Raw genomic sequence first — 24,018 nt, forward strand, 5'->3', positions numbered from 1 at the left:
AAGCTGCGGATCGGGCGCGGCCTCGCTCGGGACTCGTCGCCGGGACACACGTCAGGGGCGCACCGCCCGGACGCCGCCGGCGGATCGGCCGGCCGTGTCCGGGGCGGTGCGCCCCTGTGCGGGTGTGGTCAGCGGACCGGGTGCCCGGCCTCCCGCAGCGCGCCCTTGACCTCGGAGATCCGCAGGTCGCCGAAGTGGAAGACGGACGCGGCGAGGACCGCGTCGGCGCCCGCCTCGACGGCCGGCGGGAAGTCGGCCAGCCGGCCCGCGCCGCCGGAGGCGATCACGGGGACCGTGACGTGCCGGCGCACCGCCGCGATCATCTCGGTGTCGTAGCCGTCCTTCGTGCCGTCGGCGTCCATCGAGTTGAGCAGGATCTCCCCGGCGCCCAGCTCGGCGGCCCGGTGCGCCCACTCGACGGCGTCGATGCCGGTGCCCTTGCGACCGCCGTGCGTGGTCACCTCGAAGGTGCCGTCCGCCGTGCGCCGCGCGTCGACGGACAGCACCAGCACCTGACGGCCGAAGCGCTCGGCGATCTCCCGGATCAGTTCCGGGCGGGCGATGGCCGCCGTGTTGACACCGACCTTGTCGGCGCCGGCCCGGAGCAGCTTGTCGACGTCCTCGGGGGTGCGGACCCCGCCGCCGACGGTGAGCGGGATGAAGACCTGCTCGGCGGTGCGGCGCACCACGTCGTACGTCGTCTCCCGGTCGCCGCTGGACGCCGTGATGTCGAGGAAGGTCAGCTCGTCGGCGCCCTCGGCGTCGTACAGCTTGGCCATCTCGACGGGGTCGCCGGCGTCTCGGAGGTTCTGGAAGTTGACGCCCTTGACGACCCGGCCCTTGTCGACGTCCAGGCAGGGGATGACCCGTACCGCGAGAGTCATCGGGCACCTGCCCGGTACGCCTCGACCTCGACCTCGACGACCAGCCCCGGGTCGACGAACCCGGACACGATGATCATCGAGGCGGCGGGGCGCACGGCGTCGAACAGCTCCTTGTGGGCGCGGCCGACGTCGTCCGTGTCCCGGGCGTGGGTGATGTACATCCGGGTACGGACGACGTCCTCACGGCCCAGGCCGAGCCGCTTCAGCGCGTCGAGGGCGACGCCGAACGCGGTGACGGCCTGTTCGTACGGTCCGCCCGCGGAGATCTCGCCGCCCACCACCGACGTGCAGCCGGAGACGAGGACGAGGCCGTTGGGCAGCTCCACGGCCCGGGAGTAGCCGAACCTCTCCTCCCAGGGGGCGCCCGACGACACCCGGCGCACGGCGCCGGTCCCGCCGCCCGGCGCGACGGCCGCGGCGTCCGTGGAGCGCGTCGGGTCGGTGGAGCCAGTGGTGTCCGCGGAATCCGTCATGACGAGACCACCTCCAGCGCCTCCTCCAGGGTGAACGCCTTCGCGTACAGCGCCTTGCCGACGATCGCGCCCTCGACACCGGCCGGGACGAGCGAGGCGATGGCCCGCAGGTCGTCCAGCGAGGACACGCCGCCGGAGGCGACGACGGGCTTGTCGGTGGCGGCGCAGACGTTCTTCAGGAGTTCCAGGTTGGGGCCCTGGAGCGTGCCGTCCTTGGCGATGTCGGTGACGACGTACCGCGCGCAGCCCTCGGAGTCGAGGCGGGCGAGCGTTTCGTAGAGGTCGCCGCCCTCGCGGGTCCAGCCGCGGCCGCGCAGCGTGGTGCCGCGCACGTCGAGGCCGACGGCGATCCGGTCGCCGTGCTCGGCGATGATCCTGGCGACCCATTCGGGGCTCTCCAGGGCGGCGGTGCCGAGGTTGACGCGGGTGCAGCCGGTGGCGAGGGCGGCGGCGAGCGAGGCGTCGTCGCGGATACCGCCGGACAGCTCGACCTTGATGTCCAGGGTGGACGTGACCTCGGCGATCCGGTCCCGGTTGTCCCCGGTGCCGAACGCGGCGTCCAGGTCGACCAGGTGCAGCCATTCGGCGCCCGCCCGCTGCCAGGCGAGGGCGGCCTGGAGGGGATCGCCGTACGAGGTCTCGGAGCCGGACTCGCCGTGGACGAGACGGACCGCCTGGCCGTCGCGGACGTCGACGGCCGGGAGGAGTTCGAGCTTCGCCACCGGCGCGGTGGAGCCGGAGGACGTCGATGGCGTGGAGGACGGGGAGGGCATCAGAGGGTTCCGATCCAGTTGGTCAGCAGCTGGGCGCCGGCGTCGCCGGACTTCTCGGGGTGGAACTGGGTCGCCCACAGGGCGCCGTTCTCCACGGCCGCCACGAACGGCTCGCCATGGGTGGTCCAGGCGACCTTCGGGGCCCGGATCTTCGGGTTGGTGATCTCCAGGTCCCAGTCGTGCACGGCGTACGAGTGCACGAAGTAGAACCGGGCCCGCGGGTCGAGGCCGGCGAACAGCTGGGAGTCCGCCGGGGCCTCCACCGTGTTCCAGCCCATGTGCGGCACGACCGGCGCGGTGAGCGGGGCGACCGTGCCGGGCCACTCGTCGAGCCCTTCGGTCTCCATACCGTGCTCGATGCCGCGTTCGAAGAGGATCTGCATGCCGACGCAGATGCCCATGACGGGACGGCCGCCGGACAGCCTGCGGCCGATGACCCATTCGCCGCGCGCCTTCCTCAGCCCGTCCATGCAGGCCGAGAACGCTCCGACGCCGGGCACCAGCAGTCCGTCGGCGTCCATCGCCCGCTGGTAGTCCCGGGTGATCTCGACGTCCGCGCCGACGCGGACGAGCGCCCGCTCGGCGGACCGGACGTTGCCGAAGCCGTAGTCGAAGACGACGACCTTCTTCTTCTCGCTCACAGGTCTCTTCTCCTAGTCCCAGAGTCCCTGGATGCGCAGGATTCCCGCGACCAGGCACATCACGGAGCCGATCGCGAGCAGCACGACGACGCTCCTGGGCATCTGCTGCTTGATGAAGGAGTAGACCCCGCCCGCCAGGAAGAGGCCGACGACGATCAGGACGGTGTTGAGGCCGGTCACAGCGCGCCCTTCGTGGAGGGCAGGATTCCGGCGGCGCGCGGGTCGTGCTCACAGGCGTACCGCAGGGCCCGGGCGAGCGCCTTGAACTGGCACTCGACGATGTGGTGGGCGTTGCGGCCGTACGGGACGTGGACGTGCAGCGCGATCTGCGCCTGGGCGACGAACGACTCCAGGATGTGCCGGGTCATCGTCGTGTCGTACGCCCCGATCATGGGCGCCATGTTCTCGGGCTCGGTGTGCACCAGGTAGGGGCGGCCGGAGAGGTCGACGGTGACCTGGGCGAGCGACTCGTCCAGCGGGACGGTGCAGTTGCCGAAGCGGTAGATGCCGACCTTGTCGCCGAGCGCCTGCTTGAAGGCGGCGCCCAGGGCGAGGGCACTGTCCTCGATGGTGTGGTGCGAGTCGATGTGCAGATCGCCGTCGGTCTTGACCGTCAGGTCGAAGAGCCCGTGCCGGCCGAGCTGGTCGAGCATGTGGTCGTAGAAGCCGACCCCGGTCGACACGTCGACCTTGCCGGTGCCGTCGAGATCGACCTCGACGAGCACGGACGTTTCCTTGGTGGTGCGTTCCACGCGGCCTACGCGGCTCATGCGCTTACTCCTTGGTCGTGCCGGCTCGACACGGCCGGATCACGGTCGGCCCGGCGTCGGCCGGGGTCCGGGGGGTGTCGCTCCCCGGTCGGTGCGGCACGCGGCTCATGCGTCGTGCTCCTTGCGCTCCTTCTGGACTCCTCGTACCGCGTCGAGGAAGGCGTCGTTCTCGGCCGGGGTGCCCGCGGTGACCCGCAGCCATCCGGGTACGCCGAGGTCACGGACGAGGACGCCCCGGTCGAGGATCTGCCGCCAGGCGGTGCGGTTGTCGGCGAAGCGGCCGAACTGGACGAAGTTGGCGTCCGATTCGGTGACCTCGAAGCCGAGGCCGCGCAGCTCGTCGACCAGCCGGTCGCGTTCGCTCTTGAGCTGTGCGACGTACCCGAGCAGCGTATCGGTGTGCTCCAGGGCGGCGAGCGCGGTGGCCTGGGTGACGGAGGAGAGGTGGTACGGCAGGCGCACCAGCTGGACGGCGTCGACGACGGCCGGGTCGGCGGCGAGGTAGCCGAGGCGCAGTCCGGCGGCGCCGAACGCCTTCGACATGGTCCGGGAGACGACGAGGTGCGGCCTGCCCTCGATCAGCGGGAGCAGCGAGGGGCGGTGGCTGAACTCGCCGTACGCCTCGTCGACGACGACCATCGACGGCTTGGCGGCCTGGGCGGCGTCGTACAGCGCGAGGACGGTGCCGGCGTCGACGGCGGTGCCGGTGGGGTTGTTCGGTGAGGTGATGAAGACGACGTCGGGCCGGTGCTCGGCGAGGGCGTCGCGGGCCGCCGCCACGTCGATGGTGAAGTCGTCCTTGCGCGGTCCGGAGATCCATTCGGTGCCGGTGCCGCGTGAGATCAGGGCGTGCATCGAATACGAGGGTTCGAAGCCGATGGCGGTGCGGCCGGGGCCGCCGAAGGTCTGGAGCAGTTGCTGGAGCACTTCGTTGGAGCCGTTCGCCGCCCAGACGTTGGCGGCGGCGACCTCGTGGCCCGCGGTGCGGGTGAGGTAGCGGGCCAGTTCGGTACGGAGTTCGACGGCGTCCCGGTCGGGGTAGCGGTTGAGGTCGCGGGCGGCCTCGCGGACCCGTTCGGCGATCCGGTCGACGAGCGCTTCGGGCAGCGGGTACGGGTTCTCGTTGGTGTTCAGCCGTACGGGTACGTCGAGCTGGGGCGCCCCGTAGGGGGTCTGGCCGCGCAGTTCGTCCCGGACGGGCAGGTCGTCCACGCGGGTGGCGGGGGTGGTGTTGCCGGTCACTGCTGCGGAACCTTCCAGTCGAAGCGTGCCTTGAGCGCGGCGCCGTGGGCGGGCAGGTCCTCCGCCTCGGCGAGGGTCACGACGTGGTGGGTGACCTCGGCGAGCGCGTCGCGGCTGTAGTCGACGATGTGGATGCCGCGCAGGAAGGACTGGACGGACAGGCCCGAGGAGTGGCAGGCGCAGCCGCCGGTGGGCAGGACGTGGTTGGAGCCCGCGCAGTAGTCGCCGAGGGAGACCGGGGACCAGGGGCCGACGAAGATCGCTCCGGCGTTGCGGACCCGTCCGGCGACGGCCGCCGCGTCGGCGGTCTGGATCTCCAGGTGCTCCGCGCCGTAGGCGTCGACGACCTTGAGGCCGTCCGCCAGGTCGTTGACGAGGACGATCGCGGACTGGCGGCCGGCCAGCGCGGGTCCGATCCGGTCCGTGACGTGTTTGGCGGCGGCGGTCTGGGGCGCCAGTTCGGCCTCGGTGGCGGCGGCCAGCTCCTCGGAGTCGGTGACGAGGACGGCCGCGGCCATCGGGTCGTGCTCGGCCTGGCTGATCAGGTCGGCGGCGACGTGCACCGGGTCGGCGGTGGCGTCGGCGAGGATCGCGATCTCGGTGGGGCCGGCCTCGGCGTCGATGCCGATGCGTCCCTTGAGGAGGCGCTTGGCCGCGGCGACGTAGATGTTGCCGGGTCCCGTCACCAGGTTGACGGGGGCGCAGCCGTCGGCTCCCGTCGTGCCGTACGCGAACATCGCGACGGCCTGGGCGCCGCCCGCGGCGTACACCTCGTCCACGCCGAGCAGGGCGCAGGCGGCGAGGATGGTCGGGTGCGGCAGCCCGTCGTGGTTCCTCTGCGGCGGGGACGCGACGGCGATGCCCTCGACACCGGCCTCCTGGGCCGGGACGACGTTCATGACGACGGAGGACGGATAGACGGAGCGCCCGCCCGGTACGTACAGCCCGACGCGTTCGACGGGCACCCACTTCTCGGTGACGGTGCCGCCGGGGACGACCTGGGTGGTGTGCGTGGTGCGGCGCTGCTCGCGGTGGACGAGGCGGGCGCGGCGGATCGACTCCTCCAGCGCGGCCCGGACGGCGGGTTCCAGCCGGTCGAGCGCGTCGGCGATCGCGGCGGCGGGGACCCGGATCGAGCCGGTCCGTACCCCGTCGAGCTTCTCCCCCCAGTCGATCACTGCCGCCGAGCCGCGATGGCGTACGTCCTCGCAGATGGGCCGCACCGTCTCCAGGGCGGCTTCCACGTCGAACTCGGCACGGGGCAACAGGTCGCGCAGGGCGCCGCCCTCGGGGAGGGCATCGCCGCGCAGATCGATTCGAGAGATCACGTTCCAATTCTCGCAGACCGCTCTCGGCGCCCGGTCCTCCGTATCACTGGCTGATACATGTCCCGGCCGTACCGGCTGACCATCCGCGTTCATACGGTCACAGAGAGGGAAGAACAGCTTTACGGTCCGCTGTGCGGGCCGCGAGCGGAAGGAGTGCCGGTGACCGAGGCGCACGACTGCGAAATCCCGGACGGTCTCAGCGCGGCCGAGCTGGGCATGTGGCAGTCCTTCCAGAACGGCAGCACGTACGACCTGCGGACGCACGACCCGGCGCAGGACGATCCGTTCGCGCCCCGCATCTGGGGTCATGAGCGCAGTGTCGCGGCGCGGGTGGTGGCCCGGTTGCTGCTGAGCGGCCCGCCGGCCAGGCCGGGGCGGGTCGCGGCGCTGAAGCTCCGGGGCGTGCGGATCACCGGGACGCTGGATCTCGCGGGGGGCCGGGTGGCGCCGTACGTCGAGCTGACGGGGTGCCGGTTCGAGCAGGAGGTGGTGCTGCCCGAGTGTCACTTCACGACACTGCGGATGGTCGGCTGCGCGGTGCCCCGGCTGGAGGCGGCCCGGCTGCGCACGGAGGGCGATCTGCATCTGCCGCGCTGCCGGGTGGAGCGCGGGATCAGGCTCACCGACGCGCAGATCGGCACGGATCTGCTCCTCAACCAGATCGACATCGGTCCGGACCGGCAGGGCTGCGCCCTGGCGGGTGACGGTCTCGCGGTCGGCCAGGACCTCCAGGCGGAGATGGTCGAGGCGCGGGGCGAGCTGAGTCTGCGCGGGGCGAAGGTGGGCGGTTCGCTGAGCCTGCGCGGCAGCAGGCTGCGCGGCGCCGCGGGGCGGCGGGCCCTGAACGCCCCGCAGCTGTCGGTGGAGCGGACGCTGTACATGAGCGAGGCGTGGGTGAGCGTCGACACCGGCGTCCAGGGCACCACTCCCCCGTACGGCATCGTGCGCGGCGGGACCCCGGCGCGCGGCACCCGCTCGCAGAACTTCGCCTGCCGGGGCGGGGTGCGGCTGGACGACGGGCGCTTCGGGGACGCGGTCGACCTGCATCAGGCGCGGTTCGTGCTGGCGCCGCACGAGGAGCTGTCGATGCGCCGGATCGTCACTCCCGAGCTGCGGTTCAACGCCGAGCGCCCGGAGGAGGGCCGGGTCGTGCTGAACGGCGCGCGGGTGGTCACACTCATCGACATGTCGACGAGCTGGCCGGGGCCCGGCGGGCTGGCGATGGGCGGCTTCGTGTACGAGAACCTCGTCCCGTACGGGCACTTCCCGCTCTCCCGGCGGCTGGAGTGGGTGTCGGCGGCGACCCCGGAGTACGTACCCGATCCGTACGAGCGGCTGGCGGCCGTGCTCCGCGGCAGCGGGGAGGACTCGGACGCCCGGGAGGTGCTGCTCGCCAAGCAGCGGCGGCGGCGCGAGACGCTGCCGCCCGCCGCCCGGATGTGGGGTCACCTCCAGGACTGGACGGTGGCGTACGGCTACCGGCCGGGGCGGGCGGCGGTGTGGATGGCGGTGCTCTGGGCGGCCGGGACGGTGGCCTTCGCCCAGCACCGCCCGGCGCCGATCAAGGAGGACGAGCACCCGGAGTGGAATCCCGCGCTGTACGCGCTGGATCTGCTGATCCCGGTGATCAACCTGGGCCAGGACGGCTACTGGCGGATGGCGGGCCGCTGGCAGTGGGCGGCGGCGGTGCTGGTGATGCTGGGATGGATTCTGGCCACCACGGTCGCGGCGGGCGCGTCCCGGCTGCTGCGGCGCGGCTGAAACACCCGGGCCGCCCTTACCCCTCCCTTGGGGAGGTCGCTCCGGTTGGGCCGGATCAAGCCAGTTCCGGCAGGTTTCTTTACCCTCTCTTGAATCGATTCAGGGCAACCCGCCCACTCGGCACAGAAGCTTCACAGCGCCTCCCCGGTACGGCCCTCAGCAGCGCTTTTCAATGGTCGGCACCATGTCTCTTCGCGCCCTGCTCCGTACCGCGCGCACCGTCCGGCACACGCCGCGCCTGTCCGCCGGACTGCCCCCGGCCGAGTCGGTCCTGCTCGACGCCCCCGACGACCGGCTCTCGCCCGCGCTGGTGGCGGCCGCCCTCGGGGAGTACGAACCGGCCGGCAAGCTCCTCGCCACCACCCGCGAGGGCTCCGAGTGGGAGGACCGGGACCGCTATCTCGGCCGCCTCGTCACCTTCGCGCGCAACCGGGACGGCTGGCTGACCGACTGGCTCTCCGCCGCGCCGCGCGACCCCGACGCGCTGCTCGTCAAGGCGGAGCTGGCCGTCCGCCGGGCCTGGGAGTCACCCGTGCGCGCCGAACGGCTGATCGAGGCGGGTCCGCTGATCACCGCGGCGGCCGACGCCGATCCCCGGGACCCGGTGCCCTGGCGGCTGGCGCTCGACCACGCCCGCGGCACCCATGCCACGCACACCGTCTTCGAGGCCCTGTGGGAACAGGCCCTCCGGCGCTCCCCCCACCACTACGGCTGCCATGTCGCGGCGCTGCGCTACCTCTCCGCCGCCTGGTACGGCTCGCACCGCGAGTGCTTCGACTTCGCCGAACGGGCCGCCGAGGACTCCCTGCCCGAATCCCTGGCACAGGCGCTGCCGGTGCGGGCCGCGTTCGCACTCCTGCTCGACGCGGGTACGGGGGCCGTGCTCACCTCCGTACAGGAGGAGCGGATCGACTCGGCCGCCGATCTGGCGATCACGCTGTCCGCCTCGCACCGGCCGGGAGACGTCCGGACCGCCGAGGTGCGCAATCTGCTGGCATACGTGCTGGTCGTACGGGGTCGCTGGGCCGAGGCACTGGAACAGTTCCGGCTGATCGGCCCGTGCGCGACCTCGTTCCCGTGGACGTCGGTGTCGGACGATCCGCTCGGCAGGTTCCTCGACGCGAGGGACGGAACGCGTCAGCGGGTGGCCGCCATGAAGCCCCTGCGGGACAGCGGCGACCACGGCCGGTCCCGGGAGCACTACGCTTGACCGTTGTGACCACAGCTCGTCTCCCCCTCTTCCCGCTGAACGCGGTGCTGTTCCCGGGCCTCGTGCTCCCGCTGAACGTCTTCGAGGAGCGCTACCGCTCCATGATGCGCGAGCTGCTGAAGGCCGACGAGAACGAGCCGCGCCGTTTCGTCGTGGTCGCGATCCGCGACGGCCACGAGACAGCGCCGACGGCCACCGGCATGCCGGACCCGACGGCCCTCGCCCCACGGACCGAGCGCGGCCCGTCCGACGGTTTCGGCCCCGACCCCCTCCAGGCGTTCCACGAGATCGGCTGTGTCGCGGACACCGCGCAGATCCGGGAACGCGCGGACGGCAGCTTCGAGATCCTCGCGACCGGCACCACCCGGGTCCGGCTGCTCTCCGTCGACGCGAGCGGCCCGTATCTGACGGCCGAGCTGGAGGAGCTGGAAGAGGAGCAGGGGGAGGAGGCCGGGGCGCTCGCCGAGGGCGTCCTGCGTGCCTTCCGGAGCTACCAGAAGCGGCTCGCCGGAGCCAGCGAACGGTCCCTGACCACGGGCTCGGAGCTGCCGGACGACCCGTCGGTCGTCTCGTACCTGGTGGCCGCGGCGGTCGTTCTCGACATCCCGACGAAACAGCGGCTGCTGCAGGCACCGGACACCGCCACCCGGCTCCGCGAGGAGCTGACGCTCCTGCGCGCGGAGACCGCCGTGATCCGGCATCTGCCGTCGCTGCCCGCCGTGGACCTGACCCGGGCGCCGACGCACCCCAACTGACCGAACGGGACCGTTCCGTGCCGAAGAAGACGAAGAAGCAGCAGCCCGGCGGCACACCGGCGACGGTGGCGCTGACCTCGGCGGGCGCCTCGTTCACCGTCCACGCCTACGAGCACGACCCGGCGTCCGCCTCGTACGGCGAGGAGGCCGCGCGGGCACTCGGGGTCTCCCCCGACCGGGTGTTCAAGACGCTGGTCGCCGATGTGGACGGCGAACTCACCGTGGCGGTCGTACCGGTCGCGGGGTCACTCGACCTCAAGGCGCTGGCGGCGGCGGTCGGCGGCAGACGGGCCGCGATGGCGGACCCGGCGACGGCGGAACGCACGACGGGTTACGTACGGGGCGGCATCTCGCCCCTCGGCCAGCGCAAGCGGCTGCGCACGGTGCTGGACGAGTCGGCCCGCGCCCATCCGACGATCTGCGTCTCGGCGGGCCGCCGGGGACTGGAGGTCGAGCTGTCCCCGACGGACCTGGCGGCGCTCACGTCGGCGGCCTTCGCCCCGATCGGCCGGGGCTGAGGGGTCGGCGCCCAGGGCTCGGGCTCGGGGTTCAGGGCTCGGGCTCGGGGTTCAGGGCTCGGGCTCGGGCTCGGGATTCAGCGCTCAGGGCTTGGCCGGAGGCGTCGGTCCACCGGGATCGCCGGAGCCGTCCTCGGACCCGCTGCGGGGCGTGTCGTACGCGGTGTCGTGCGACGCCTCGTGTGACGCGTCCCGGGGCACGTCGGGGGGCGCGGCGCCCGCGCTCGCGCCCGTACCGCCGTCGCCCCCGGTACCCGTGGCCGCACCCGGACCGGTATCGCCGTCACCGCCACCGCCGGTACCCGCGCCCGGCGTGGCCCACGGTCCCGCGCCGGTCCCCACCCCGGCCCACGTCCCCGGCGCGCCCCCCGGGTATCCCCACTCCGGCATAGGCTCGCGTGGCGCGAACACCGCCGTCACCGCGAGGTGCACGATCATCGCCGCCATCGGCCACGCCAGCAGCACCCCCTTCGCGTTCAGCTTCAGCGGGGCGTCGAAGACGACGCCCTTGCCGACCGACCGCGCGTGGGCGACCACGTCCTGGGTGGGTCCGAGCCAGATGCCCAGCCGCCAGGCCAGCAGCGAACCGAGCACCCCGCCGATCGCCAGAGCGGCCACGACCGCGATGCCGCCGCGCCTGCGGAACCAGAAGACGAGCAACGCGGTCACCACACCGAAGCCCAGTGCGAGCAGGGCGAAGGTGCCGTCGGCCCCGATCGCCTCCTCGCCCTCGCTGTCCTGGAGGAACACGGCCTGGGAGTCCGCGATCAACGGCACCCGCGGCGCCAGCCACAGCCACAGCAGCCCGAGTCCGACGCCGAGGACCGTCACCAGCGCGGCGACCGCGGCGGCCTGCCCCAGCTCCGCCGGCAGATCCGTCTTCTCGCCGTCACCTGAGCCCGGTGCGGGGTGCGGCTCGCCTCCCCACCGCGGGGACTGCCAGGGATCGTGGGGCGGCGGCTGGTGAGGCGGCGTCAGAGGTGCGGTCACCGTGCCATGGTGCCAGGCGGACCTGTGCCCCGCCTCACCGGACCGCTGCCCGGCGGTACGCCCATGTGGCCACGGCCAGCGAGAGGACGCCCACCACGGCGCAGACCGCGAGATCGAGGCAGACGGCCGCCCAGTCGGGGTGGGCGTCGAAGGAGCGGGCCAGCGCCTCGACACCGTAGGTGGAGGGCAGCAGGTCCCGGGCCCAGCCGATCGGGGCTGGCAGCCGTTCGGCGGGCAGCACCCCGAGCAGCAGCGCGGCGGACATGCCCAGCTGGCCCAGCAGGGTGGCCAGCTCCTGCCGGGGCGCGAGCAGTCCGAGCGCGGCGCCCAGACCGGCGAGCGCCGCCCCGGAGAGCGGGATCACGGCGAGCAGCACCCAGAGGTGCGTCATCGGGAGCTGGAAGAGCACACTGCCCGTGACGGCCGTGACGATCGTGCCGGGCACCGTGAACGAGGCGTACGCCCCCGCCGCCCCGAGGACCACCGAGGCCGGCGGGACGGGCAGCGTGGCGTAGTGGTCGAGACCGCCGCTCGCCCGCAGCTGCCCGAAGTACTGGGCCAGCAGATTGAGCGCGACGAACGCCACCACCAGCACGCTGGACCCGGCGACCACCGCCCGCGCCTCCGAACCGCCGTCGACGACCCCGCGCATCAGGACCATGATCCCGACGGACTGGAAGGTCGCCACGAACAGCAGCGGGATGCGGGCCACCCTGGCCCGGGACAGCTGGGCCCGGTACACGGCGGCCAGTGACGGGAACAGCCGGGCGCGCGGCGCCAGCGGCGCGGCCCCCTCGCCCGTACCCGTACCCGTGCCGGAACCCGGCCCGGCCCCGGCTTCACGCCCCGGACCGGCGTCGGCCGCGGCGTGAGCGGCCCCGGTCCTCCCGGAGCCGGGCCGTTCACCGGTGCCCCGCAGCCGTCCGGACACGCTCTCGGCGGGAACGATGCTCGTCACCTGGCGCTGCTCCTCTTCGGTCGGTGCCCGCTCATGCCTTCACCAGCCCCTTGTCCGCGCCCCCGCCGAGCGCCAGGTACACGTCCTCCAGGCTGGGCGTGGCCAGGGTGAAGTCGTCCAGGGCCGCGAACGCCGCCCCGCCGGTCACCGCGGCGACCGCGGCCCGCGCCTCGTCCGGCCCCAGCCGCAGCACCCAGCGCCGCCCGGACTCCTGGGCCAACGCGCGCAGCGCGGCCACCTCGGGCACGTCCAGGGGCGCCCGGTCGCGCCAGACCAGCTCGACCCGGACCTCGCCCGCGACCCGCTGCTTGAGCCCGGTCGGGGTGTCGCAGGCGATGACCTTGCCGCGTTCGACGACGGCGACCCGGTCGAGGACGGTCTCCGCCTCGATCACGTTGTGGGTGACGAGCAGTACCGTGGCGCCGTGCTCGGCCCGGCGCCGGTCGACGGCGGCCCACACCGCGCGCCGGGCGACCGGGTCCATGCCGGTGGTCGGTTCGTCGAGGACGAGTACGGGCCGCTCCCCGACCAGGACGGCGGCGAAGCAGGCGAGCCGCCGCTGCCCGCCGGAGAGCTTCTTCAGCGGGCGTCCGGCGATGGCGGTGAGTCCCAGCTCGTCGAGCACGGCGTCCCGCTCGGCGCGGGCTTCCCGCACGGCGAGGCCGCGCAGCCGGCCGGTGGTCTCGGCGGCCAGTGACACCGTCAGCTCGTCCAGCGCCGTGGATTCCTGCCCGAGGTAGCCGATCAGCCGGGAGGCCCGCTCGGGGTGGCGTACGAGATCGTGCCCCAGGACGTCGACGGTCCCGGAGTCGGGGCGCATCAGCCCGGTGAGCTGGCGCACCAGGGTGGATTTCCCGGCGCCGTTGGGACCGAGCAGCCCGAAGATCTCGCCGCGCCGGACGTCGAGGCTGATCCCGTCGGTAGCGCGCACCTCGGGCGTGTCCGGTGCGCCGCGCCGGCCGCGGGCGGCCGGATAGGTCTTGACCAGGTCACGCACCGCGCACACGGTCCCGGCCTCCGTCTGCGCCTGTGCTGTGCCCGTACTCACGAGGTACGAGGGTACGGGGTGCGGCGCCCCCGACCGCGCCCGGGGCGGCCCGGGGCGGCGCACCGGGTGCGGCGCACCGGATCGTGCCCGGGGCGGATCGGGTCGGATTCCGGCCACCGCCGGACTATTCGCGCGCGGTGACCGGGTCGGCCGCGGCGCGCACGTCGATCTCGCGCCAGAAGCCCGCCCGGATCGCGTACCGGTCGTGCTCGTCGATCTGGTCGTCCTTGTGGGCGAGCAGGCCGAACCGTGCCGCGTACCGCAGCAGCTCGCCGTCGATGCGGTGCGGGATACGGGGGTACATGGTCGACAGCTTCTGGACGTGGACGGTCTCCGGCAGCCGTTCCATCCACCGTCTCGCGAAGACCTGGCCCACCTCGAAGGGGTCACCACCGACCGTGGTGATGTCCTCCTCGCGGTCCGCCCAGCGCTGTTCGGCGCTGGTGAGCTGGGCCAGCGTCGGCAAGGACGCGGTCTCGGCGGGCTCGCCGAGCGGTCCCCGCTCCACCCAGCCCTTGTCGGAGGACCAGCGCAGGGTCGCGGACGGGACCGGCTGTGGGGTCTGGGGCGGCTGCGGGGCGGCCGGGGCGCCGGGGCCGCGCAGGGTGCCCGCCAGGTCCTTCGGGGTGGGGACGGTTCTGCCCCCCTGGCCCCCGGGGATCTCGTCGGTCTCGTCGCCGGCCGGCGGCGCCGGTTCGTCGGCCGGGGCGGTGCGCGTCGCCGCCGCACGCTCGGCCGAGGCGGCGAGCGCGGCCTCGGGCAGCGGGGCGGAGAGGATCGCCGCGATCTCGGGACGGGGCGTGGGCGTCGGCGAACAGTATCCGCCGGTCTCCTTGGCCCGTACCGCCTTCGTGATCCACACCCGGTCGAGCACCCGCCGCTCGTCGGCCTCGGCGACCAGGTCCTCGGACTGGTTGTAGTCGCCGTCGGCGGCCTGGACGGCCCAGAGGTGCACGGCCACGCCGTGCTCCTTGGCGGACATCAGGCCCGGCAGCAGATCACCGTCCCCGGTCACCAGCACCACGTCGGAACAGGCCCGGTTCCTGGCCAGTTCGGTGAGTTCGGCGTGCATCGCCGCGTCGACGCCCTTCTGCGCCCAGCGTCCGTCGCTCCTGGTCAGCGCGCCCAGCCGGACCGTCACCCGGGGCATCACGCGCAGTCGTCGGTGCTCCGGCTGCGGGACGCGGTCGGGCGCGCCGTCGAACCAGTAGATCCGCAGCAGCGGCTGCCGGGTGTCCGCCTCCGCCCCCTCGCGCAGTCCTTGGATCAGAGCCGCGTGGTCGACGGTGATGCGGGACCGGGCGGGCTCTCCGGCCAGCAGACTGGCGGCTGCGCCCAGCAAATAGCCGGCGTCCACCAGGACGACGCAACGGTCCACGCGTTCCACCCTCTTCCAGGAATTCGGGAACGGGTCCCGACGGATCGGCGGGGAGGCGCGGCGTCACGGGGGCCGACACGTACCCGTAGTCACCGGTCCGTCTTACTCAGGGTTTCCTTCGAGTCTGCCCGACAGCGCTGGGGTTAACGGCCGGAACTGGATCATCGGCGTGGCGGAACGGGGAATCGGCAGATTATACGCCCTCACCTTGGGTGTTAATGATCCAAAATGCGGCGTTTCCTGCGCTATGTGAATCTGACAGCGGCCCCGGACCCTAGTCCCCTCACGGAGGCACACCATGGCCAAGAACAAGAACCGCAAACAGAGCGCCCAGCAGGACCGCGCCTCGGCCGCCGAGCGCGGTGCGCAGGAGGCGAAGTCGACCTCCTACGAGGCGCAGGCACAGGCGCGGCCGGAGTCGCAGAGTGGCGGCGATGTGTCCCGTAAGCAGCAGAAACGGTTCGGCCACAACTGACCGGTGTTCCGCCCGCGCACGGAGGGAGGGGCGTCCCGCCTTCGCGGGACCGCTCCTCCCTCCGTCGTGCGTCGTACGGTCAGCCGGCCAGACAGGACGGGCCGAGCAGCACCTTCAGGTCGCCGAAGAGGGCCGGGTCGGGCTGGACCCGGTGCCGGTCGAGCCGGAGCACGGTGGTCTTGCGGGGGCCCTGGAGCCTGATCCGTACCTCGGTGTTGCCCCGGTGACTGTTCAGGACCTCGCCGAGGCGGCTGACCATGGGCGGGGTGATCTTCACCGTGGGGATGGTCAGGATGACGGGGGCGTTGGCCCCGGCCGACGAGAGGTCGGGGACCTGCATCTCCATGGCGACCAGCCGCGGGACGTCCTCGCGCTTGTCGAGGCGGCCCTTGACGAAGACGACGGTGTCCTCGACCAGTTGGGTGGAGACCAGTTGGTAGGTGGCCGGGAAGAACATGCATTCGATGGAACCGGCCAGGTCCTCGACGGTGGCGATGGCCCAGGCGTTGCCCTGTTTGGTCATCTTGCGCTGGAGGCCGGAGATGATGCCGCCGATGGTGACGATCGCGCCGTCGGCGTGCTCCCCGCCGGTCAGCTGGGAGATCGCGGCGTCCGACTTGTCGGAGAGGACGTGCTCGATGCCGAAGAGCGGGTGGTCGGAGACGTACAGGCCGAGCATTTCCCGTTCCTGCGCGAGCAGGTAGGACTTCTCCCACTCGACGTCGGAGAATTCGACGTCGAGCCCGAAGCCCGGCTCGGACGGCCCGTCCTCCGCCTCCCCCATGCCGCCGAAGAGGTCGAACTGTCCCTCGGCCTCCTTGCGCTTGACCTGCACCACGTTGTCGATCATCGGTTCGTGGTGGGCGACGAGGCCCTTGCGGGTGTGGCCCATCTCGTCGAAGGCGCCGGCCTTGATGAGCGATTCCACGGTCCGCTTGTTGCAGACGACCGCTTCCACCTTGTCGAGGAAGTCGGGGAAGGTGCTGTACTTCCCCTTCGCCTTGCGGGACCGGATGATCGAGTCCACGACGTTCTGCCCGACGTTGCGGATGGCGGTCAGGCCGAACAGGATCGTGTCGTCACCCTGGGCGGCGAAGTTCGACACCGACTCGTTGACGTTCGGCGGCAGCACCTTGATGCCCATGCGGCGGCACTCGTTGAGGTAGACCGCCGACTTGTCCTTGTCGTCCTTGACCGAGGTCAGCAGCGCCGCCATGTACTCCGCGGGGTAGTTCGCCTTGAGGTACGCGGTCCAGTAGGTGACCAGACCGTACGCCGACGAGTGCGCCTTGTTGAACGCGTATCCGGCGAACGGCACCAGGACGTCCCACAGCGCCTTGATCGCCGCGTCCGAGAAGCCCTTCTCCTTGGCCCCGGCCTCGAAGAGGACGAAGTTCTTCGCCAGCTCCTCGGGCTTCTTCTTGCCCATCACCCGGCGCAGGATGTCGGCCTCGCCGAGGGAGTACCCGGCGACGATCTGGGCGGCCTTCTGGACCTGCTCCTGGTAGACGATCAGGCCGTAGGTGAGCCCGAGGACCTCCTTGAGGGGTTCCTCCAGCTCCGGGTGGATCGGGGTGATCTCCTGGCGGCCGTTCTTCCGCTCGGCGTAGTTCGTGTGCGAGTTCATGCCCATCGGGCCCGGCCGGTAGAGGGCCGAGACGGCGGAAATGTCCTCGAAGTTGTCGGGCTGCATCTGGCGCAGCAGTGAACGCATCGGACCGCCGTCGAACTGGAACACGCCGAGCGTGTCACCGCGGCAGAGCAGTTCGTAGGTCTTCGGGTCGTTCAGCGGGAGGGCCAGCATCTCCAGCTTGATGCCCTTGTTGGCCTCCACCATCTTGATGGCGTCGTCCATGATGGTGAGGTTGCGCAGCCCCAGGAAGTCCATCTTCAGCAGGCCGAGCGATTCGCACTGCGGGTAGTCCCACTGCGTGATGGTGACGCCGTCGCTGTGCCGCACCCAGACCGGGACGTGGTCGGTGATCGTCTCGCTGGACATGATCACGCCGGCCGCGTGCACACCCATCTGACGGACCAGGCCCTCCACGCCCTTCGCGGTGTCGATGACCTTCTGGACGTCGGGCTCGTTCTCGTACATCCCCCGGATCTCGCCCGCCTCGCTGTAGCGCGGGTGCTTGGGGTCGGTGATGCCGTTGAGGTCGATGCCCTTGCCGAGGACGTCGGCGGGCATCGCCTTGGTGAGGCGGTCGCCCATCGCGTAGGGGTAGCCGAGGACGCGGGCGGAGTCCTTGATCGCGTTCTTGGCCTTGATCTTGCCGTACGTGCCGATCATGGCGACCTTGTCGGCGCCGTACTTCTCCGTCACGTACCTGATCACCTCGACGCGCCTGCGCTCGTCGAAGTCGATGTCGACGTCCGGCATCGAGATGCGCTCGGGGTTGAGGAACCGCTCGAAGATCAGGCCGTGCTCGATCGGGTCGAGGTCGGTGATGCCCATGGCGTACGAGACGATCGAACCGGCCGCGGAGCCTCGGCCCGGGCCGACCGCGATGCCGTTGTTCTTCGCCCACATGATGAAGTCGGCGACGACCAGGAAGTACCCCGGGAACCCCATCTGGATGATGATGTCCATCTCGTACTCGACCTGCTTCTGCCGGTCCTCCGGGATACCGGCCGGGAAGCGGCGGGCCATGCCCGTCTTGACCTCTTCCTGGAACCAGGTGATCTCGGTGTACCCCTCGGGGACCTCGAACTTCGGCATCAGGTCGCGCTTCTCGAACCAGCCCTCGGTGTCGATCTGCTGGGCGACCAGGAGGGTGTTGGCGCAGCCCTGCTGCCAGGCGTCGGACGAGTCGACGGCGTACATCTCGTCGGTGGTCTTGAGGTAGTAGCCGGTGCCGTCGAAGCGGAAGCGGTCCGGGTCGGAGAGGTTCTTGCCGGTCTGGATGCACAGCAGCGCGTCGTGCGCCGTCGCCTCGTTGGCGTACGTGTAGTGCGAGTCGTTGGTGACGAGCGGCGGGATGTCCAGCTTCCGGCCGATTTCGAGGAGCCCGTCACGGACCCGGCGCTCGATCTCGATGCCGTGGTCCATCAGCTCCAGGAAGTACCTGCCCTCGCCGAAGATGTCCTTGTAGTCCGAGGCCGCCTGGACCGCCTCGTCGAACTGGCCGAGCCGCAGCCGGGTCTGCACCTCGCCCGAGGGGCAGCCGGTGGACGCGATCAGGCCTTCGGACCACTTGGCGATGGTCTCCTTGTCCATGCGCGGCCACTTCTGGAGCCAGCCCTCGGCGTACGCGTCGGAGGACAGCCGGAAGAGGTTGTGCAGCCCGGTCCGGTTCGACGCCCAGATCGTCTTGTGGGTGTAACCACCCGAGCCGGACACGTCGTCGCGCTTCTGGTGCGGCTGTCCCCACTGCACCTTCCGCTTGTGCTTGCGCGACTCCGGGGCGACGTACGCCTCGATGCCGATGATCGGTGTCACACCCGCCTTCTTGGCCGAGTGGAAGAAGTCGTACGCCCCGTGGAGGTTGCCGTGGTCCGTCATCGCGATGTGCGACATGCCCATCTCGTTGCACGCCTCGAACATGTCCTTCAGCCGCGCGGCCCCGTCCAGCAGCGAGTACTGGGTGTGGACGTGAAGGTGCGTGAAGGGCGGCTTGGTCACGGCGTCGGACCTCCGGGGAGCTGGCGATGACGGACTGGGGGGACAGCGTGGAAGTCTACGTCGCCGCGGTGACGGACGCGGGGCACTCCCGGTCCCGGCCGCGCGTTGTACGGATGCGGACACCAGTCCGATTTGTCATGGTCATCAGGCACGGGAGGCACCCAGCGATGTCGGTCACGCAGCTCGGCGCGGAGCAGCGCGGGGAGCGGATTCTCGCCGTCCTCGGGACGGCGTTCGGTGGGCTCCTGGCCGCCGATCCGGCCGCCTTCCGGGCCAGGTTCCGCAGGATGGCGGGATCGGCGTCCGCCTTCTACCGCGGGACGGCCTGTCTGTTCTACGACGACCTGGAGCGGGAGTACGGCGGCCCGGCGACGGGCCCGTATCTCGACGAGCGCACCTCGCGGGTGTGGATACACGGCGATCTGCACACGGAGAGCTTCGGCACGTACCTGGACTCCACCGGCCGGCTGGTCCTCCACGTGACCGGCTTCGACGAGGCGTACGTCGGTCCCTTCACCTGGGACCTGCGGCGTTTCGCCGCGTCCGTCGCCCTGTTCGGGCACGCGAAGGCGCTGTCCGACGACCGGATCACCGAGCTGGTCCGGATCTACGCGGGGGCGTACCGCGAGCGGGTGCACGCGCTGGCGACGGGCGCGAAGAACGACGAGACGCCGCCCTTCACCCTGGACACGGCCGAGGGCCCGCTCCTGGACGCGCTGCGGGACGCCCGGTCGCTGACCCGCTCCGGACTGCTGGACTCGCTGACGGAGATCCGGGACTTCGAGCGGCGGTTCGCGCCGGGGTCGGGAGCCGTCGATCTGGACGCGGCGGCGCGGTACAAGGTGCTGGCCGCGTTCGACGGCTATCTGGAGACGCTTCCGGAGTCGAGCCTGGCCCACCCCGACTCGTACCGGGTCAAGGACGTCGTGGGAAGGCGGGGCGTCGGCGCCGGTCCGGCCGGGCCGCCCTCGTACGACATCCTGCTGGAGGGCGGGAGCGACGCCCTGGAGCACGATGTGGTGATCCGGCTCGGACGGGCGCGGACCCCGGCGGTCTCGCCGCACGTCGACGACACGGCCGTGCGCGGGTACTTCCAGCACGAGGGGCACCGCGCGGTGGTCTCGCGGCGTGCCCTCCAGGCGCACGCCGACCCGTGGCTGGGCTGGACGGAGCTGGACGGGGCCGGGCAGCTGGTCGCCGAGGTGTCGCCGTACGCCGTGGACCTGGACTGGTCCGACATCGACGAGCCGGAGGAGATCGCGGCGGTGGTCGCCGATCTCGGGAGGGTGACGGCGACGGCGCACGCGGCGGCGGGCGACAGGAGCGGGCACTCGCTGGTGCCGTTCTCCACGGAACGCGCGATCGACGCGGCGATCGCGGCGGACGAGGAGGGCTTCGCGGACCTCCTGGTGGACTTCGCGCACGGCTACGGGGCGCGCGCCCGCGCCGACCACCGGATCTTCGTGGACCTGTTCCGCGGCGGCCGGGTACCCGGCCTGGACGGGTAGGACGGCGGACGGGCCGGGCGGACGGGAACGGGACGGACAGGGCGGACCGGACGGGCGAGGCGGGCGGGACGGGCGGGGGCAGGGGGCGGCGGAGGCCCCGGCGGGGCCGGTCTGTGCGGAGTCTGTGAGGACGACGGGCCCCTTGAGGTATCGCTTACGCGTACGCATGGCACACTCCTCGACGATGGACATCACCAGGACGCAGTTCAGGACGGTTCGCGCGGCGCTCTTCACAGCGCTCGTCGTGACCCTGTCCGCCGCGTCCCATGTGCTGCTCTCCCAGGTGCCGCTGCCGCTGACCATGGTCGGCGCGATGGCGGGCGCGGTCTTCGTCACGGCGTACGCGCTGGCGGGCCGGGAGCGGGGTTTCGGAGCGATAGCCGGACTCCTCGTACCGCTCGAACTGGCGGCGGACACCGTCTTCACCACCGGTCAGCACCTCTGTTACGGCGCGGCGGGCGGTCCGATCGCGGGCCCGCTGCGCTCGGTCGGCGTCGACGTGCTGTGCGGCGGCGGGGATCTGGGCCCGGCGCACCTCGCGTCGGTCGGCGCGGTGGGCACCCCGCTGGCCGGGGTGACCGGGGCCGGCGACGGGACCGCGGCCCTGCTCGCGTCCCCCGGCCCCGCCGTGCCGTGGCTGCTGCTCGCCGCGCATGTGACGGTCGGTCTGCTCGCCGCGGCCTGGCTGCGGCGCGGGGAGTCCGCGCTCGCCGGGCTCATGCGGACGGTCGCCCTCCTGGCGTTCCGGCCGCTGCTGACCGCGGTCGCCGTGGTGGGCACCGCCCGCGCCCTCGTGCGCCGGGGCGCGCGCCCCGCCCACCGGGCGCCGCTGCTTCTTCCGCAGGCCCGTCTTCTCGTGCACTCCGTGGGACGGAGGGGACCGCCGCGCTCGGCCTGTGCCACCGCCTGAGCACGCGTTTCCCGACCGACACCCCCCAGCATCACCACGGAGAAGACACCATGAGCAACCGCAACAGCCAGGCCAACAAGGCGGCGGCCCGCGACCGTCTGCGCGCCGAGCGCGAGCGCCAGGCCAAGAAGGACAAGATCCGCAAGCAGGTCGTCGTCGCCGTCTCGGTGGTCGCCGTCCTGGCGGTCGCCGGCGGCGTCGGCTACGCCGTGATGGAGATGAACAAGCCCTCCCACTGGGACTCCGTCGCGGACGAGAAGAACATCACGGCGCCGAAGAACACCTCGGGCGACGACGGCACGACGGTCGTCATCGGCAAGCCGGCGGCCAAGAAGACGCTGGAGGTGTACGAGGACTCGCGCTGCCCGGTCTGCGCCACGTTCGAACAGACCGTCGGCGAGACGGTCCGCAAGGACGTCGAGGCGGGCAAGTACAAGATCCAGTACATCGGTGCCACGTTCCTCGACGGCGACAAGTCCTCCAACGGCACCGGCTCCAAGAACGCCCTGAGCGCGCTCGGCGCGGCGCTCGACGTGAGCTCCGACGCGTTCCTCGACTACAAGGCGGCGCTCTACTCCGCGAAGTTCCACCCGGAGGAGACGGACGACAAGCTTTCCAAGGACGAGTACCTGATCGAGATCGCGAACTCGGTGGACGCGCTCAAGGGCAACGCCGCGTTCCAGAAGAACGTCAAGGACGGCACGTACGACGGCTGGGCGATGAAGATGTCCAAGAAGTTCCAGGACAGCGGTGTGACGGGCACACCGACGCTGAAGATGGACGGCAAGACGATCACCGCCGAGGGCCAGAAGAACGCCCCGATGACCGTGCCGGACTACACCACCGCGATCGCCAAGGCCCTCAAGGGCTGATCACACCGGTCGACGCCGGGGGCCCGCCGACCGCGGGCCCCCTTTCGGCGTCCGGTACCAGGCGCGGCACCAGGGCCGCAGCCCGTACCGGCCTCAGAGGGTGGCGAGGAAACCGAGCGCGACCTTCCACGTCTGATCGGCCGACGCCTTGTCGAAGTCCGGCAGGTCCGGGTCCGTGTACAGGTGCCCGGCGCCCGGGTAGCGGTAGATCTCCGCGTCGGCGCCCGCCCGCTGCATCCGCAGGTACCAGGCCGTCAGCCAGTCGTGCGTCTCGAACGCGTCCGGGTCCGCCACATGCAGCTGTACGGGCAGCTCCTCCACCGACGCGTTCTCCGCGATGTCCGACGTGCCGTGGAGCAGCAGCAGCCCGCGCGCCTTCGCGTCGCCGAGCGCCAGGGTCTGCGCGATGGCCGCGCCGAGGGAGAAACCCGCGTAGACCAGACCGGCGTCGGAATGGGGCGCGGCGGCCAGCACCGCGCGCCTGAGCAGCTCGTCCGTGCCCACTTCCTCCTTGAAGGCCATTCCCTCCTCGACCGTCTCAAAGGTGTGCCCCTCGAAGAGATCGGGCACGCGCACCTCGTGTCCGGCAGACCGGAGCCGGTCGGCGGCGGCGTGCACAGCGGGCCGCAGACCGTATGTCGAGTGGAAAAGCATGATGTTCATGGGAGTCATGGTGCCAGTCGGCATCCAGAGCATGCAGAACGAGGGGATGGCGAACGTGGTGCGTCCACTGCTGGTCATCGGCGGTTCACTGGTACTGACGGTGGCGCTGGGCTGGCTGGTCGACCTGCTGCTGCGGCGCGCCGACGCCCGGCACCACGAGACCCCGTTGTGGGGTCTGCTGCGCCGCTGCCGGCTCCCGCTCCAGATACTGCTCTGCACGGCGCTGCTGCGGGGTTCGTACACCCACACCCGGCTCGAACTGGTCAGAAGCCATCAGGCGGGCATCGGCCAGGCGCTGTCCCTGACGCTGATCGGGGCGACGGCGTGGCTGGTGGTGCGGATCGCGTCGGCGATCGTCGAGTCCACGTACTCGCGGTACGCGGCGGGCAGCCGCGACCGGGCGCGGGTGCGCCGGGTGCGTACGCAGGTGACGCTGATCCAGCGGGTGGTCATCGCCCTCGTCACGATCATCGCCATAGCGGCGATGCTGCGGACCTTCCCGGAGATGCGGACCTTCGGCACCTCGATGCTCGCCTCGGCGGGTCTGATCGGGATCGTCGCGGGTGTCGCGGCCCAGTCGACGCTCGGCAATCTCTTCGCCGGCCTCCAGATCGCGTTCGGCGACATGGTGCGGATCGGTGACACCGTGGTGGTGAACGGCGAGTGGGGCACGATCGAGGAGATCACCCTCACCTTCCTGACCGTGCGGACCTGGGACGAGCGGCGCATCACCATGCCCGTCTCGTACTTCACCGGGCAGCCGTTCGAGAACTGGTCGCGCGGCGGTGTCCAGATGAGCGGATCGGTGTACTTCCACCTCGACCACTCGGCCCCGCTGGCGGCGATGCGCGAGCAGATGCGGGAGATTCTTGGCGAATGCGCCGCGTGGGACGGACGGAACTGGTCCCTCGCCGTCACCGACACCACCCCGACGACGATCGAGGTACGCGCGGTGGTCACGGCCAAGGACGCGGACGACATCTGGACGGTGCGCTGCGCGGTACGGGAACAGCTCATCGGCTGGCTGCGCGACCACCATCCGTACGCGCTGCCGAAGGTGGCCACGGCCCCCGCGGCGCTGCCCCCGGGCGACCGGTGGCCGGAGCCGGGCCGGACGAACGGCGACGCGTCCGGGAAGAGGACCAGGCTGAGCAAGGCCCCGCACATGGGCCGCGGCTGACACAGGGCGGGGGCGGGCCGGGCCGCCCGGTCCGCCCCACCACTCCCCACGGCGTC

Annotated in this window: 22 protein-coding genes and 1 pseudogene; 9 read left to right on the forward strand and 14 right to left on the reverse strand. The window is 71.7% G+C overall.

The window, feature by feature from the left end:
• Positions 1–128 precede the first annotated feature (128 nt).
• The 8 genes from hisF to hisD form a co-directional block, all read right to left on the reverse strand.
• Positions 129–884 (reverse strand): imidazole glycerol phosphate synthase subunit HisF, encoded by a 756-nt coding sequence (gene hisF / locus PZB75_RS05665; protein ID WP_275534184.1) that lies wholly within the window; start codon positions 882–884, stop codon positions 129–131.
• Positions 881–1,357, reverse strand: coding sequence for a RidA family protein (locus PZB75_RS05670; RefSeq protein ID WP_275534185.1), 477 nt, complete (start codon positions 1,355–1,357; stop codon positions 881–883). Before PZB75_RS05670 ends, hisF begins: the two co-directional genes overlap by 4 nt.
• Positions 1,354–2,079, reverse strand: a complete 726-nt coding sequence (gene priA, locus PZB75_RS05675; RefSeq protein ID WP_275538602.1) for a bifunctional 1-(5-phosphoribosyl)-5-((5-phosphoribosylamino)methylideneamino)imidazole-4-carboxamide isomerase/phosphoribosylanthranilate isomerase PriA — start codon at positions 2,077–2,079, stop codon at positions 1,354–1,356. The genes PZB75_RS05670 and priA overlap by 4 nt, the downstream gene beginning before the upstream one ends.
• A gap of 50 nt (positions 2,080–2,129) precedes the next feature.
• A complete protein-coding gene (gene hisH / locus PZB75_RS05680) occupies positions 2,130–2,771 on the reverse strand; it encodes an imidazole glycerol phosphate synthase subunit HisH (RefSeq protein WP_275534186.1) in 642 nt (213 codons plus the stop codon).
• 12 nt (positions 2,772–2,783) lie between these two features.
• Complete coding sequence (locus PZB75_RS05685; RefSeq protein WP_275534187.1) at positions 2,784–2,951, reverse strand: hypothetical protein; 168 nt, start codon at positions 2,949–2,951, stop codon at positions 2,784–2,786.
• Positions 2,948–3,541 (reverse strand): imidazoleglycerol-phosphate dehydratase HisB, encoded by a 594-nt coding sequence (hisB, locus tag PZB75_RS05690; protein WP_275534188.1) that lies wholly within the window; start codon positions 3,539–3,541, stop codon positions 2,948–2,950. Before hisB ends, PZB75_RS05685 begins: the two co-directional genes overlap by 4 nt.
• Before the next feature lie 105 nt (positions 3,542–3,646).
• Entirely contained in the window at positions 3,647–4,783 is a 1,137-nt protein-coding gene (locus PZB75_RS05695) for a histidinol-phosphate transaminase (protein WP_275534189.1), read from the reverse strand.
• Positions 4,780–6,111: a histidinol dehydrogenase gene (gene hisD, locus PZB75_RS05700; RefSeq protein ID WP_275534190.1), complete on the reverse strand. Its 1,332-nt coding sequence runs from the start codon at positions 6,109–6,111 to the stop codon at positions 4,780–4,782. The genes PZB75_RS05695 and hisD overlap by 4 nt, the downstream gene beginning before the upstream one ends.
• A 159-nt stretch (positions 6,112–6,270) precedes the next feature.
• On the opposite strand from hisD, the gene PZB75_RS05705 reads away from it, so the two are divergent.
• From PZB75_RS05705 to ybaK, 4 genes are all read left to right on the forward strand, one after another.
• Positions 6,271–7,872, forward strand: coding sequence for an oxidoreductase (locus PZB75_RS05705; protein ID WP_275534191.1), 1,602 nt, complete (start codon positions 6,271–6,273; stop codon positions 7,870–7,872).
• A gap of 172 nt (positions 7,873–8,044) precedes the next feature.
• A complete protein-coding gene (locus tag PZB75_RS05710; protein ID WP_275534192.1) occupies positions 8,045–9,082 on the forward strand; it encodes a hypothetical protein in 1,038 nt (345 codons plus the stop codon).
• 5 nt (positions 9,083–9,087) lie between these two features.
• A complete protein-coding gene (locus PZB75_RS05715) occupies positions 9,088–9,837 on the forward strand; it encodes an LON peptidase substrate-binding domain-containing protein (RefSeq protein WP_275534193.1) in 750 nt (249 codons plus the stop codon).
• Positions 9,838–9,854: 17 nt separating this feature from the next.
• Positions 9,855–10,355: a Cys-tRNA(Pro) deacylase gene (gene ybaK / locus PZB75_RS05720; RefSeq protein WP_275534194.1), complete on the forward strand. Its 501-nt coding sequence runs from the start codon at positions 9,855–9,857 to the stop codon at positions 10,353–10,355.
• 378 nt (positions 10,356–10,733) lie between these two features.
• Here the strand turns inward: ybaK and PZB75_RS05725 are convergent.
• The 4 genes and pseudogenes from PZB75_RS05725 to PZB75_RS05740 form a co-directional block, all read right to left on the reverse strand.
• A pseudogene (locus PZB75_RS05725) lies at positions 10,734–11,345 on the reverse strand (ABC transporter permease); the annotation flags it as partial.
• 34 nt (positions 11,346–11,379) lie between these two features.
• Entirely contained in the window at positions 11,380–12,126 is a 747-nt protein-coding gene (locus PZB75_RS05730) for an ABC transporter permease (protein ID WP_275538603.1), read from the reverse strand.
• A 208-nt stretch (positions 12,127–12,334) separates the two neighbouring features.
• On the reverse strand, positions 12,335–13,309 hold the full coding sequence (locus PZB75_RS05735) for an ABC transporter ATP-binding protein (RefSeq protein ID WP_275538604.1): 975 nt from the start codon (positions 13,307–13,309) through the stop codon (positions 12,335–12,337).
• 166 nt (positions 13,310–13,475) lie between these two features.
• Complete coding sequence (locus PZB75_RS05740) at positions 13,476–14,738, reverse strand: NYN domain-containing protein (RefSeq protein WP_275534195.1); 1,263 nt, start codon at positions 14,736–14,738, stop codon at positions 13,476–13,478.
• A gap of 289 nt (positions 14,739–15,027) precedes the next feature.
• Between PZB75_RS05740 and PZB75_RS05745 the strand changes: the two genes are divergently transcribed.
• The gene (locus tag PZB75_RS05745) at positions 15,028–15,204 is read left to right on the forward strand and encodes a hypothetical protein (protein WP_275534196.1); all 177 of its coding nucleotides are present in this window, start codon (positions 15,028–15,030) and stop codon (positions 15,202–15,204) included.
• Positions 15,205–15,283: 79 nt separating this feature from the next.
• Here the strand turns inward: PZB75_RS05745 and dnaE are convergent, their stop codons facing one another.
• A complete protein-coding gene (dnaE, locus tag PZB75_RS05750; protein WP_275534197.1) occupies positions 15,284–18,829 on the reverse strand; it encodes a DNA polymerase III subunit alpha in 3,546 nt (1,181 codons plus the stop codon).
• A 167-nt stretch (positions 18,830–18,996) separates the two neighbouring features.
• On the opposite strand from dnaE, the gene PZB75_RS05755 reads away from it, so the two are divergent.
• The 3 genes from PZB75_RS05755 (at position 18,997) to PZB75_RS05765 (ending at position 22,119) form a co-directional block, all read left to right on the forward strand.
• Positions 18,997–20,337 carry a DUF2252 domain-containing protein gene (locus tag PZB75_RS05755; RefSeq protein ID WP_275534198.1) on the forward strand — a complete coding sequence of 447 codons (1,341 nt, stop codon included), beginning with the start codon at positions 18,997–18,999 and terminating at the stop codon, positions 20,335–20,337.
• A 184-nt stretch (positions 20,338–20,521) separates the two neighbouring features.
• The gene (locus tag PZB75_RS05760) at positions 20,522–21,247 is read left to right on the forward strand and encodes a hypothetical protein (RefSeq protein ID WP_275534199.1); all 726 of its coding nucleotides are present in this window, start codon (positions 20,522–20,524) and stop codon (positions 21,245–21,247) included.
• A gap of 50 nt (positions 21,248–21,297) precedes the next feature.
• Positions 21,298–22,119: a thioredoxin domain-containing protein gene (locus PZB75_RS05765; protein WP_275534200.1), complete on the forward strand. Its 822-nt coding sequence runs from the start codon at positions 21,298–21,300 to the stop codon at positions 22,117–22,119.
• A gap of 93 nt (positions 22,120–22,212) precedes the next feature.
• Here PZB75_RS05765 and PZB75_RS05770 read toward each other — a convergent pair whose 3' ends face one another.
• Positions 22,213–22,791, reverse strand: coding sequence for a dienelactone hydrolase family protein (locus PZB75_RS05770; protein ID WP_275534201.1), 579 nt, complete (start codon positions 22,789–22,791; stop codon positions 22,213–22,215).
• Between the two features lie 37 nt (positions 22,792–22,828).
• Here PZB75_RS05770 and PZB75_RS05775 point away from each other — a divergent pair, with 37 nt between their 5' ends.
• The gene (locus PZB75_RS05775; protein ID WP_275538605.1) at positions 22,829–23,962 is read left to right on the forward strand and encodes a mechanosensitive ion channel domain-containing protein; all 1,134 of its coding nucleotides are present in this window, start codon (positions 22,829–22,831) and stop codon (positions 23,960–23,962) included.
• The last annotated feature ends 56 nt before the right edge of the window (positions 23,963–24,018 follow it).

Source organism: Streptomyces sp. AM 4-1-1 (assembly GCF_029167625.1).
GTDB lineage: Bacteria > Actinomycetota > Actinomycetes > Streptomycetales > Streptomycetaceae > Streptomyces.

Excerpts from the sequence above, each read along its gene's own strand:
- PZB75_RS05775 (WP_275538605.1), top strand. The coding sequence starts at position 22,829 with ATGGCGAACGTGGTGCGTCCACTGCTGGTCATCGGCGGTTCACTGGTA.
- hisB (WP_275534188.1), bottom strand. The coding sequence starts at position 3,541 with ATGAGCCGCGTAGGCCGCGTGGAACGCACCACCAAGGAAACGTCCGTG.
- PZB75_RS05710 (WP_275534192.1), top strand. The coding sequence starts at position 8,045 with ATGGTCGGCACCATGTCTCTTCGCGCCCTGCTCCGTACCGCGCGCACC.
- hisF (WP_275534184.1), bottom strand. The coding sequence starts at position 884 with ATGACTCTCGCGGTACGGGTCATCCCCTGCCTGGACGTCGACAAGGGC.
- PZB75_RS05770 (WP_275534201.1), bottom strand. The coding sequence starts at position 22,791 with ATGACTCCCATGAACATCATGCTTTTCCACTCGACATACGGTCTGCGG.
- PZB75_RS05760 (WP_275534199.1), top strand. The coding sequence starts at position 20,522 with ATGGACATCACCAGGACGCAGTTCAGGACGGTTCGCGCGGCGCTCTTC.
- PZB75_RS05755 (WP_275534198.1), top strand. The coding sequence starts at position 18,997 with ATGTCGGTCACGCAGCTCGGCGCGGAGCAGCGCGGGGAGCGGATTCTC.
- PZB75_RS05670 (WP_275534185.1), bottom strand. The coding sequence starts at position 1,357 with ATGACGGATTCCGCGGACACCACTGGCTCCACCGACCCGACGCGCTCC.
- PZB75_RS05745 (WP_275534196.1), top strand. The coding sequence starts at position 15,028 with ATGGCCAAGAACAAGAACCGCAAACAGAGCGCCCAGCAGGACCGCGCC.
- PZB75_RS05765 (WP_275534200.1), top strand. The coding sequence starts at position 21,298 with ATGAGCAACCGCAACAGCCAGGCCAACAAGGCGGCGGCCCGCGACCGT.